We start from the raw sequence: 12,450 nt of genomic DNA, 5'->3' as shown, positions 1-12,450 counted from the left end.
CGGGGAACCCCCGGATCCGCCTTGCGGGTCCGACCCCGGGCGGGAGGTGACCCCCCGCCCGGCCCCGGACCGATCACTCAGCAGGCCATCGGATCACTTGGTGCCGTTGGCCTTGGCGATGATGTCCTCGGCCACGTTGGAGGGCGTCTCCCCGTAGGAGTCGAACTCCATCGAGTAGGAGGCCTGACCGGAGGTCTTGGACCGCAGGTCACCGACATAGCCGAACATCTCCGACAGTGGAACCAGCGCTCGCACGACCTTGTTCCCGTGCTCCTCGGTCATCTCCTGGATCTGGCCGCGGCGAGCGTTGAGGTCGCCGATGACAGTTCCGAGGTAGTCCTCGGGGGTGGTGACCTCGACAGCCATCAGCGGCTCGAGGATGCCGGGCTGGGCCTTGCGGGCAGCCTCCTTGAAGGCCATCGATCCGGCGATCTTGAAGGCCATCTCGGAGGAGTCGACCTCGTGGTAGGCGCCGTCGAGCAGGGTGCACTTGAGATCCTGGATCGGGTAACCGGCCAGCACGCCGAACTGCATGGCCTCCTGGACGCCGGCGTCCACCGAGGGGATGAACTCCTTGGGGATGCGGCCACCGGTGACGGCGTTGACGAACTCGTATCCGCTACCGGGCTCGGTCGGCTCGATCGAGATGACGACCCGCGCGAACTGGCCGGAACCACCGGTCTGCTTCTTGTGGGTGTACTCGAGCTTGTCGATCTTCTTGTGGATGGTCTCGCGGTAGGCCACCTGGGGCTTACCGATGTTGGCCTCCACGTGGAACTCGCGCTTCATCCGGTCGATGAAGACGTCCAGGTGCAGCTCCCCCATTCCGGCGATGATGGTCTGGCCGGTCTCCTCGTCGGTGTGCACCCGGAAGGTCGGGTCCTCCTCGACGAGCCTCTGAATGGCGATGGCCAGCTTCTCCTGGTCGGCCTTCGACTTCGGCTCGATGGCCTGCTCGATGACCGGGGCCGGGAAGGTCATGGACTCCAGCACGATCGGGTGGGCCGGATCGCACAGGGTCTCGCCGGTGGTGGTGTCCTTGAGGCCCATCACCGCGCAGATCATGCCGGCGCCCATCTCGGCGACCTCCTGACGCTTGTTGGCGTGCATCAGGTAGATCTTGCCGATCCGCTCCTTCTTGCCCTTGGTGGCGTTGAGCACCTGCTCGCCCGCCTTGAGGACTCCGGAGTAGACGCGCACGAAGGTCAGCTTGCCCAGGTGCGGGTCCGAGGCGATCTTGAAGGCCAGCACCGACAGCGGGTCCTCGTCGACGGGGCGACGCTCCAGCTCGACGTCCTCATCGCCGGGCTTGAAGCCCACGATGGCGGGGACGTCCTCGGGGGAGGGCAGGTAGTCGACGATGGCGTCGAGCAGCGGCTGGACCCCCTTGTTCTTGAAGGAGGTGCCACAGGTCACCGCGGTGAAGGCATTGGCGAGCACACCGCGTCGGATGGCGGCCTTGAGCTGCTCCTTGGTCACCGAGTCGGGATCGTCCAGGTAGAGCTCCATGAACTCGTCGTCGTTCTCGGCGACGGTCTCGAGCATCTCGGCGCGGGCGGACTCGGCGGCGTCCTTGAGATCGGCGGGGATCTCCTCGGTCTCGAAGTGGGCCCCGAGCTCGGTCTCACCGCGCCAGGTCTTGGCGTCCATGTCGATGAGGTCGATGATGCCGATGAAGTTCTCCTCGGCGCCGATCGGCAGCTGGAGCAGCACGGGGATGGCGTGCAGCCGGTCCTTGATGGTCTCGACGCAGTGCTCGAAGGAGGCCCCGGTGCGGTCCATCTTGTTGATGTAACAGATCCGCGGAACACCGTACTTGGCGGCCTGACGCCACACCGTCATCGACTGGGGCTCAACACCTGCGACCCCGTCGAAGACAGCGACAGCACCATCGAGGACGCGCAGCGAGCGCTCCACCTCGACGGTGAAGTCGACGTGGCCGGGGGTGTCGATGATGTTGATCTGGGTGCCGTGCCAGAAGGTGGTGGTGGCAGCCGAGGTGATGGTGATCCCTCGCTCCTGCTCCTGCTCCATCCAGTCCATCGTGGCGGCGCCGTCGTGGACCTCGCCAATCTTGTAGGACTTGCCGGTGTAGTAGAGGATGCGCTCGGTGGTGGTGGTCTTACCGGCGTCGATGTGGGCCATGATGCCGATGTTGCGAACATTGGTCAGGTCTGTGGTGGCCACAGTGTTCAAACCTCAAATCTCTCAAATGATCGTGGGCGGGTTGTGTCTCGGCGCGGATGGATCAAGGGCGAGGAGTTCGCCGAGGAGCCCGCGGAAGTTGTGATGAGCGCGCATGCGCCGATGAGAGGAGGACCAGGGGTCCCGGGATTCTCATCGGCGCACTGCTCGTTCCTGGCGGCAAGCGGATACCCCCTGTTCGACCGATTCGATCGGCGAGGGGGCGGGCGATCACCAGCGGTAGTGCGCGAAGGCCCTGTTGGCCTCAGCCATCTTGTGGGTGTCCTCGCGACGCTTCACCGAGGCACCCAGGCCATTGGAGGCGTCCAGGATCTCGTTCATCAGGCGCTCGGCCATGGTCTTCTCGCGGCGCTCGCGGGAGAACCCGACCAGCCACCGCATCGACAGGGTGGTGGCCCGGGCGGGCTTGACCTCGACGGGCACCTGGTAGGTGGCGCCGCCGACTCGACGGGACTTCACCTCCAGGGAGGGCTTGATGTTGTCGAGGGCGCGCTTGAGAGTCTGCACCGGATCGGTGTTGGTCTTGGTGCGGCAGCCCTCCAGGGCGGTGTAGACGATGTCCTGGGCGACGGTCTTCTTGCCGTCCATCAGGATCTTGCTCACCAGCTGGGAGACGAGCGGGGACCCGTAGACCGGGTCAACCATCACGGGGCGCTTGGGCGCCGGTCCCTTACGAGGCATGCTCACTTCTCCTTTTTGGCGCCGTAGTGGCTACGGGCCTGCTTGCGGCCCTTGACACCCTGGGTGTCGAGGGAGCCGCGGACGATCTTGTAGCGGACGCCCGGGAGGTCCTTGACACGACCACCGCGCACCAGCACCATCGAGTGCTCCTGCAGGTTGTGGCCGATTCCGGGGATGTAAGCCGTCACCTCGATGCCCGAGGACAGCCGCACACGCGCGACCTTACGAAGAGCCGAGTTCGGCTTCTTCGGGGTGGTGGTGTACACCCGGGTGCACACGCCACGGCGCTGCGGGGAGCCCTTCAGGGCAGGCGTCTTGTTCTTGCTGATCTTGTCAGTGCGGCCCTTTCGGACCAACTGCTGGATTGTAGGCACCGGCTGGTATCTCTTTCCGTTGGGTTCTTGTTCCCTGGCTTGCGCACCTGGTTGGCCGGCGTCGGGATCACCGCTGTCCCTCGCTCGGGCCGTCTCAGGTACTGTACGAACTCCGCAGCGGCGGACCGTCTCGCAGCAACTCGAGAGGTCGTGTCGCCGTGCCAGGGCACGCACGTGGTGTCCGGGTGCACCGGACACAGTAGACAAGAATAACGCCGCTCAGGGGATAAGGCAAAGGAAGGGTGGCTAGGCTGACGGCCATGATCGGGCTCGCCACCATCGGAACCAGTGCCATCACCCGCAATCTGCTGGACGCCGTCGCCCAGAACCCTGCCATCCGGCACACCGTGGTGCACTCCCGCGACGCCGCCCGGGGCCGGGCCTTCGCCGAGGAGGTGGGCGCCGCCCGGGTCGTCACCCGCCTGGAGGACCTCGCCGAAGCCGAGGATGTCGATGCGGTCTACATCGCCAGTCCCAATGCCGCCCACCACGACCAAGCCCTGCAGATGCTCGAGGCGGGAAAGCATGTCCTGGTGGAGAAGTCGGCCTGCGTGACGCCGGCCGGCTGGCAGGACCTGGTCGACACCGCCAGAGATCGCGGACTGGCCCTGCTGGAGGCCAATCGCAACTCGGTCTGGCATCCAGGGATCGCCGCACTTCGCGACCTCCTGCCGCAGATCGGGCGGATCCGGATGTCCAGCCTGAGCTACTGCCAGCGATCCAGCCGCTATGACCGCTACCTGGCCGGCGAGACCCCGGCGATCTTCGATCCCGCGATGGGGGCCGGCGCCCTGATGGACATCGGCAGCTACCCCCTGGAGTCGATGATCGAGCTGTTCGGCAGGCCCTCGGACTTCAGCACCGAGGCGGTGCTGCTCCGCCACGACGACCGACCGGGGACCACCGACACTCCCACCACCGCAACCGGGGCCGCCGCCGACCACCAGGTGATCGACGGCGCCGGAGTGCTGCTGGCGCACTACCCCGGACACCTGTGCACCGTGACCTGGTCGAAGATCAGCGACTCCGCCGCCCCCAGCGTCATCCAGGGCGAGGACGGCACCCTGAGCGTCGACGCCGTCGAGGACCCCTCGGTCCTCAGCCTGACCACCGGCGGCCGCACCCGGACCACCGAGATCCCCAGACGCCGGATCCGCGACATGGCCCACGAGCTCGACGCCTTCGCCGCCGCTGTCGCCGACCCCTCCCGGTGCGCACTCCCCCAGCGCTGGACCGCCGAGAGACTCACCCTGATGGCCCAGATCCGGGCCCGCACCGGGGTCCAGCTGGCGGGTCGCTGAGGACCGGCGGCCTCCCCCGGGGACGACCGTGGGCCCATCCCCCGAAAGGGATGGGCCCACGGTCGAACGGCGTCACCTCGCTGCCAGGCCGAGGCCGGTCAGCGGGGCGATGCCCACTCAGTCCATGTCGCCGAAGTCGAGATCATCGAGCGGCACGGCGGTGGAACTGGACCCGAAGTCGTAGTCGAAGGGGTCGTAGTTCATCGTGAAGGCTGCCGCCTTGGCCTCGGCCGTCGGCTCCACCCGCATATTGCGGTAGCGCTCCATGCCGGTGCCGGCCGGGATCAGCTTGCCCAGCATGACGTTCTCCTTCAGCCCGACCAGGGTGTCGGTCTTGCCGTTGATCGCCGCATCGGTGAGCACCTTGGTGGTCTCCTGGAAGGAGGCCGCGGACAGCCACGAGTCGGTCGCCAGCGAGGCCTTCGTGATGCCCATCAGCACCGGACGACCCTCGGCAGGACGACCTCCCTCGGAGATCGCCTTGCGGTTGGCCGCCTCGTAGTGAGGACGGTCCACCAGCTCGCCGGGCATCATCTGGGTGTCACCGGTGTCAATGACGGTGACCCGGCGCAACATCTGTCGGATCACGATCTCGATGTGCTTCTCGTGGATTCCGGCGCCCTGGGTGTTGTACACCTTCTGGACCTCGGAGACCAGGTGCTCCTCGACCTTGCGGACGCCGAGGATGCGCAGCACGTCCTGCGGGTCGGGAATACCGCCCATCAACTGCTGGCCGGCCTCCACCCGCATCCCGTCGCGCATCAGGAAGTGCTTGCCCTCGGCGTCGAACTCGAGACGGGCGCGCCTGGGCACCGGGTACTCGACATCCTCCTCACCGTCGTCGCGGACCAGGATCATCTTGCGATGAGCATCGGAGTCGTCGATCCGGACGATTCCCGCGGCCTCGGCGATCGGGGACTTGCCCTTCGGCTGTCGGGCCTCGAAGAGCTCGACCACTCGGGGCAGACCCTGGGTGATGTCATTACCGGCCACACCACCGGTGTGGAAGGTACGCATCGTCAGCTGGGTGCCGGGCTCACCGATCGACTGGGCGGCGATGATACCGACCGCCTCGCCGACGTCGACCAGATTGCCGGTCGACAGCGAGCGTCCATAGCACCGGGCGCAGCAGCCCAGGGCGGCGGCGCAGGTGAGCACCGAGCGCACCTTGATCTCGGAGATGCCGTGCTCGATGAGCGTGCCGATCTCGGCGTCACCGAGATCCGAGTTGGCCTCCACGATGACATTGCCCTGAGCATCCACAGCGTCCGAGGCCAGGCAGCGGGCGTAGACCGAGGTCTCCAGGTCGCCGACCGGAACCAGCTTGCCGGTGCCGTCGTCGACCGCGATGGTCTTCGGCATGCCACGAGTGGTGCCGCAGTCCTCCTCGCGAACGATGACGTCCTGGGAGACGTCGACCAGACGACGGGTCAGGTAGCCCGAGTCGGCCGTCCGCAGAGCGGTGTCGGCCTGGCCCTTTCGGCCACCGTGGGTGGAGATGAAGTACTCCAGGACCGTCAGGCCCTCGCGGAAGTTCGACTTGATCGGTCGGGCGATGATCTCGCCCTTCGGGTCGGCCACCAGGCCTCGCATGGCGGCGATCTGGCGCATCTGGGTCATATTCCCTCGTGCCCCCGAGTGCACCATCATGTAGATCGGGTTGGTCTGGGTGAAGTTCGCCTCCATCGCCTTGGTGAGCTCGGCGGTCGCCTCGGTCCAGATCTGGATGAGGTCCTGACGACGCTCCTCCTCGGTGACCGCGCCACGCTCGTACTCGCGGTCCACCTTGTCGGCCCGGGCCTCGAAACCAGCCAGGATCTGCGGCTTGGTGGGAGGGGTCTGGACGTCGCCGATGGAGACGGTGACACCAGACAGCGAACCCCAGCGGAAGCCGACGTCCTTGAGACGGTCGAGGATCTCGGCCACCTGCAGCTGGGAACGGTTCTCCGCCAGGTCGTTGACGATCTTGCCGATCTGCTTCTTGCCGACCAGGTAGTCCACGTAGGGGTAGTCGCTCGGCAGCACCTCGTTGAACAGCGCCTGGCCCAGCGTGGTGTTCAGGATCACCGAGCCGTCGGCACGCACCGTCTCGCCGTGCGGCGGGGTGATGTCGTGCAGACGCAGCTTGATCTTCGCGCCGATCTCCAGCTCGCCCAGATCATGGGCCATGATCGCCTCGGCGATCGAGGAGTAGGCACGCCCCTCCCCCTTCAGGCCGTCGAGGGCCATCGTGAGGAAGTAGGCGCCGATGATCATCTCGTGGCTCGGCAGGGCGACCGGACGGCCGTCGGCGGGCTTGAGGATGTTGTTGGTCGACAGCATCAGGATCCGGGCCTCGGCCTGGGCCTCGGCGCTCAGCGGCAGATGGACAGCCATCTGGTCGCCGTCGAAGTCGGCGTTGAAGGCCGAGCAGACCAGCGGGTGGAGCTGGATCGCCTTACCCTCGATGAGCTGGGGCTCGAAGGCCTGGATGCCCAGTCGGTGCAGGGTGGGTGCGCGGTTCAGCAGCACCGGGTGCTCCTTGATGACCTCTTCGAGGACATCCCAGACCACCGGGCGCTGACGCTCCACCATCCGCTTGGCGGACTTGACGTTCTGAGCATGCTCCAGATCGGCCAGCCGCTTCATCACGAAGGGCTTGAACAGCTCCAGGGCCATCGCCTTGGGCAGTCCGCACTGGTGCATCTTGAGCTGCGGGCCGACCACGATGACCGAACGGCCGGAGTAGTCGACGCGCTTGCCGAGCAGGTTCTGGCGGAACCGGCCCTGCTTGCCCTTGAGCATGTCCGACAGCGACTTCAGCGGACGGTTGCCCGGCCCGGAGACCGGACGGCCCCGACGGCCGTTGTCGAACAGCGAGTCGACGGCCTCCTGGAGCATCCGCTTCTCGTTGTTGACGATGATCTCCGGGGCGCCGAGATCCAGCAGCCGCTTGAGGCGGTTGTTGCGGTTGATGACGCGGCGGTACAGGTCGTTGAGGTCGGAGGTCGCGAACCGGCCACCATCCAGCTGCACCATCGGGCGCAGATCCGGAGGGATCACCGGAACGGCGTCCAGCACCATCCCGACCGGCGAGTTGCCGGACTCCAGGAAGGCCTGGACGACCTTGAGGCGCTTGAGGGCACGGGTCTTCTTCTGACCCTTGCCGGTCTTGATGATCTCGCGCAGGGACTCGGACTCGGCGGCCAGGTCGAAGTCCTGGAGACGGTGCTTGACGGCCTCGGCCCCCATGAACCCCTCGAAGTACTTGCCGAACCGGTTCTTCATCTCGCGGTAGAGCACCTCATCGCCCTCGAGGTCCTGGACCTTGAGGCTCTTGAAGCGATCCCACACGGCATCCAGCCGGTCCAGCTGGCGCTGGGCGCGGTGGTCGATCTGACGGATCTCCTTCTCGCCGCCGTCCTTGACCTTGCGGCGGGCGTCCGCCTTGGCCCCCTCGGCCTCCAGCTGGCCGAGGTCCTCCTCCATCTTGGCGCGGCGGGTCTCCAGCTCGGAGTCGCGGCGCTTGGTGACGTGGTCGCGCTCGGCCTGGATCTTGGCCTCCAGCGACGGCAGGTCGCGGTGGCGGGCCTCCTCGTCGACCGAGGTGATCATGTAGGCCGCGAAGTAGATGACCTTCTCCAGGTCCTTCGGGGCGATGTCCAGCAGGTAGCCCAGCCGGGAGGGAACGCCCTTGAAGTACCAGATGTGGGTGACCGGGGCGGCCAGCTCGATGTGGCCCATCCGCTCACGACGCACATTGGAACGGGTCACCTCCACGCCGCAGCGCTCGCAGATGATGCCCTTGAAGCGGACCCGCTTGTACTTGCCGCAGTAGCACTCCCAGTCGCGGGTCGGCCCGAAGATCTTCTCGCAGAACAACCCGTCGCGCTCCGGCTTCAGGGTGCGGTAGTTGATCGTCTCAGGCTTCTTGACCTCGCCGTGGCTCCACTCGCGGATCTGATCTGCGGTGGCCAGGCCGATCTGCAGTCTGTCGTAGTAGTTGGTGTCCAGCACAGTGCTTCTCTTTCCCCCACCGCGACGGCGGGTGGTAGCCCCTCCTCGTCAGGAGAGGTCCCAGTCGGGGCGTGTCCGGCGAAGGGTTGTCCAGGCCCTTCGCCACCCCTTGTGAAAGTAAATCTTCAGGAAGGTGGATCGTGTCGGTCCTCGCGACCTGCGAGCTCACGACTCACATGACGTCCACCGTCCGCACCGACCCGGTTCGGATCGGTGCGGCGGCGTCATCGCTCGGCGTCTCAGTCGGCCATCGCGTTGTCGGCTCCGGGCCTGCGAGACAGGTCGATACCCAGGCCGTTGGGACGCAGGTCCTCGTCGGTCTCGCGAAGATCGATCTCCATGCCCTCAGAGTTGAGAACCTCCACATTCAGACACAGCGACCGCATCTCCTTGACGAGCACCTTGAAGGACTCGGGGATGCCGGGCTCGGGGATGTTCTCGCCCTTGACGATGGCCTCGTAGACCTTGACGCGACCGGGCACGTCGTCGGACTTGATGGTCAACAGCTCCTGCAGGGCCCAGGCGGCCCCGTAGGCCTCCATCGCCCAGACCTCCATCTCACCGAACCGCTGACCGCCGAACTGCGCCTTGCCGCCCAGCGGCTGCTGGGTGATCATCGAGTAGGGGCCGGTGGAACGGGCGTGGATCTTGTCGTCGACCAGGTGGTGGAGCTTCAGCTCATACATGTAGCCGACGCCGACCTTCTTGGGGAAGGGCTCACCGGTGCGACCGTCGTAGAGCAGCGCCTTGCCATCGGGATCGACCAGCCGGTTGCCGTCGCGATCGGGGATGCCGTTGGTCAGCAGCCCGGTGATCTCGTACTCCTTGGCACCGTCGAAGACCGGGGTGGCCAGCCGGGACTCGGGCTCGACCTGTGCCAGACCGACCTCGCGCAGCCTCTCGGCCCAGTCCCCCTCCGCCTGGGTGATGTCCCAGCCGGAGTGGGCGATCCAGCCCAGATGCATCTCGAGCACCTGACCGACGTTCATCCGGGAGGGCACGCCCAGCGGGTTGAGGACCATGTCGACGGGGGTGCCGTCCTCCATGAACGGCATGTCCTCGATCGGCAGGATCTTGGAGATGACGCCCTTGTTGCCGTGGCGTCCGGACAGCTTGTCGCCGACCTGGATCTTGCGCTTCTGGGCCACGTAGACGCGGACCATCTGGTTGACTCCGGGAGCCAGCTCGTCACCCTCGTCGGCGTCGAAGATCCGGACACCGATCACGGTGCCCTCCTCGCCGTGCGGGACCTTGAGGGAGGTGTCGCGGACCTCGCGGGCCTTCTCACCGAAGATGGCGCGCAGCAGGCGCTCCTCGGGGGTCAGCTCGGTCTCACCCTTGGGGGTCACCTTGCCGACCAGGATGTCACCGGTACCGACCTCGGCGCCGATCCGGACGATGCCGTTCTCGTCGAGGTTGGCCAGCATGTCATCGGAGACGTTCGGGATGTCCCGGGTGATCTCCTCGGCTCCCAGCTTGGTGTCGCGGGCGTCGACCTCGTGCTCCTCGATGTGGATCGAGGTGAGGACGTCGTCCTGGACGATCCGCTGCGAGAGCACGATGGCGTCCTCGTAGTTCAGACCCTGCCAGGGCATGAAGGCGGTCAGCACGTTACGGCCCAGGGCCAGCTCGCCGTGATCGGTGGAGGGACCGTCGGCCAGCGGGGTGCCGACCTCGACGCGCTGCCCGGCTGTCACGACCGGACGCTGGTTGATGCAGGTGCCGGCGTTGGAGCGACGGAACTTCTCCAGCTTGTAGGTCTGGTAGGTGCCGTCGTCGCAGGCGATGTCGACCAGGTCGGCCGAGACCGAGAGCACGGTCCCGGGCTTCTCGGCCAGGGTGACCTCGCCGACGTCGGTGGCGCAGCGGTACTCCATACCGGTACCGACCAGCGGGGCCTCGGTCTTGATCAGCGGTACCGCCTGACGCTGCATGTTGGCGCCCATCAGGGCTCGCGATGCGTCGTCATGCTCCAGAAAGGGGATCAAGGCAGAACCGACCGACACCATCTGACGCGGGGAGACGTCCATGTAGTCGACATCGGCCGGGGGAACCTCATCGGGGTCTCCGTGGCGCTTGCGGACCAGGACGCGCTCATCGGCGAAGGTGCCGTCGCCATTGAGGGGATCGTTGGCCTGAGCGATCAGGAAACGCTCCTCCTCATCGGCGGTGAGGTAGTCGACGTCGTCGGTCACGACACCGTCGATCACCTTGCGGTAGGGGGTCTCGATGAAGCCGAAGGCGTTGACCCGGGCGAAGGAGGCCAGCGAGCCGATCAGTCCGATGTTGGGGCCCTCAGGGGTCTCGATCGGGCACATCCGGCCGTAATGCGACGGGTGAACGTCACGGACCTCCATCTGGGCGCGGTCACGGGAGATACCGCCGGGGCCCAGGGCCGACAGACGGCGCTTGTGGGTCATCTCGGCCAGCGGGTTGTTCTGGTCCATGAACTGCGACAGCTGGGAGGTTCCGAAGAACTCCTTGATGGCAGCGGTCACCGGGCGGATGTTGATCAGGGTCTGCGGGGTGATGGCCTCGATGTCCTGGGTGGTCATCCGGTCGCGCACCACGCGCTCCATCCGGCCCATGCCGGTGCGCAGCTGGTTCTGGATCAGCTCACCGACGGTACGCAGCCGACGATTGCCGAAGTGGTCGATGTCATCGGGCTCCACGATGATGCTGGGGCGGCCCTCGCGGGGCAGCTCCTCGGTGCCCTCGTGCAGGGCGCAGATGTAGTGGATCGCGGCGACGATGTCGTCGATGGTCAGCACCTGGGTGTCGAAGGGCAGGTCAAGACCGAGCTTCTTGTTGATCTTGTACCGGCCCACCTTCGCCAGGTCGTAGCGCTTCGGGTTGAAGTAGTAGTTCTCCAGAAGCTGCTGGGCGGCGTCACGGGCCGGCGGCTCACCGGGACGCAGCTTCTTGTAGATGTCGAGAAGAGCCTGGTCCTGGGTCTCGATGCCGTGATCCTTCTCCAGGGTCTGGCGGATCGCCTCGTACTCGCCGAACTCCTCGAGAATGCGCTCCGGGGTCCAGCCGAGGGCCTTGAGGAAGACCGTGATGTTCTGCTTGCGCTTGCGGTCGAGACGCACGCCGACGGTGTCGCGCTTGTCGATCTCGAACTCCAGCCAGGCGCCGCGGCTCGGGATCACCTTGCAGGTGAAGATGTCCTTGTCGGAGGTCTTGTCCGCGGACCGCTCGAAGTAGACGCCGGGGGAACGGACCAGCTGGGAGACGACGACACGCTCGGTGCCGTTGACGATGAAGGTGCCCTTGGCGGTCATCAGCGGGAAATCGCCGATGAAGACCGTCTGGGACTTGATCTCGCCGGTCTCGTTGTTGGTGAACTCGGCGGTCACGAACAGCGGGGCCGCGTAGGTGGTGTCGCGATCCTTGCACTCCTCCACGGTGTGCTTCGGATCCTCGAAGCGGTGATCACGGAAGGACAAGGACATCGTCTCGCCGTAGTCCTCGATCGGGGAGATCTCCTCGAAGACTTCCTCAAGTCCCGACTTGGTGTTGACGTCGGTGCGGCCCTGAGCCAGGGCCTCCTCGACGTGGGACTGCCAGATATCGTTTCCGACGAGCCAGTTGAACGACTCCACCTGCAGATCCAGCAGGTTGGGCAGTTCGAGTGGTTCGCGGATCTTGGCGAATGAGATTCTCCCGCTCTGTGGGGAGATGACGTTGGTGTTCTTCGACGCGGTGCGCGTGGCGGCCAAGGTGCGGTCCTTCCGAGAACTCCTGAGTGGTGGGTGACACCAGTCTGGCGGCATGCCGAATGGCCCATGTCAATCATGGGCGTTCGTTGTCTTTAGGGGCAAGAAGACAGAATAGACGAGACTGTACCACAACACAAGTCGGGACGGAACCCGCCACGCCCCCGGCGGCCG

At 66.0% G+C, this 12,450-nt stretch carries 6 protein-coding genes; 1 reads left to right on the top strand and 5 read right to left on the bottom strand.

The features are described 5' to 3' along the window. Nucleotides 1-93 precede the first annotated feature (93 nt). The 3 genes from fusA to rpsL form a co-directional block, all read right to left on the bottom strand. Nucleotides 94-2,187: an elongation factor G gene (gene fusA / locus G554_RS0110450; protein WP_027587842.1), complete on the bottom strand. Its 2,094-nt coding sequence runs from the start codon at nt 2,185-2,187 to the stop codon at nt 94-96. Nucleotides 2,188-2,415: 228 nt separating this feature from the next. Next, a complete protein-coding gene (gene rpsG / locus G554_RS0110445; protein ID WP_027587841.1) occupies nt 2,416-2,886 on the bottom strand; it encodes a 30S ribosomal protein S7 in 471 nt (156 codons plus the stop codon). A gap of 2 nt (nt 2,887-2,888) precedes the next feature. Next, complete coding sequence (gene rpsL, locus G554_RS0110440) at nt 2,889-3,260, bottom strand: 30S ribosomal protein S12 (protein WP_027587840.1); 372 nt, start codon at nt 3,258-3,260, stop codon at nt 2,889-2,891. 260 nt (nt 3,261-3,520) lie between these two features. Here rpsL and G554_RS15885 point away from each other — a divergent pair, with 260 nt between their 5' ends. Next, nucleotides 3,521-4,561 carry a Gfo/Idh/MocA family protein gene (locus G554_RS15885; protein WP_051232906.1) on the top strand — a complete coding sequence of 347 codons (1,041 nt, stop codon included), beginning with the start codon at nt 3,521-3,523 and terminating at the stop codon, nt 4,559-4,561. Nucleotides 4,562-4,678: 117 nt separating this feature from the next. Here G554_RS15885 and G554_RS0110430 read toward each other — a convergent pair whose 3' ends face one another. Both G554_RS0110430 and rpoB read right to left on the bottom strand, forming a co-directional pair. Then, complete coding sequence (locus tag G554_RS0110430) at nt 4,679-8,557, bottom strand: DNA-directed RNA polymerase subunit beta' (RefSeq protein WP_027587839.1); 3,879 nt, start codon at nt 8,555-8,557, stop codon at nt 4,679-4,681. A gap of 239 nt (nt 8,558-8,796) precedes the next feature. Then, nucleotides 8,797-12,279, bottom strand: coding sequence for a DNA-directed RNA polymerase subunit beta (gene rpoB / locus G554_RS0110425; RefSeq protein ID WP_027587838.1), 3,483 nt, complete (start codon nt 12,277-12,279; stop codon nt 8,797-8,799). Nucleotides 12,280-12,450 lie beyond the last annotated feature (171 nt).

Source organism: Acidipropionibacterium thoenii DSM 20276 (assembly GCF_000423445.1).
Classification (GTDB): domain Bacteria; phylum Actinomycetota; class Actinomycetes; order Propionibacteriales; family Propionibacteriaceae; genus Acidipropionibacterium; species Acidipropionibacterium thoenii.
Note: the sequence above shows the minus strand (reverse complement) of the source record. Positions and strands in the feature narration are given on the sequence as shown.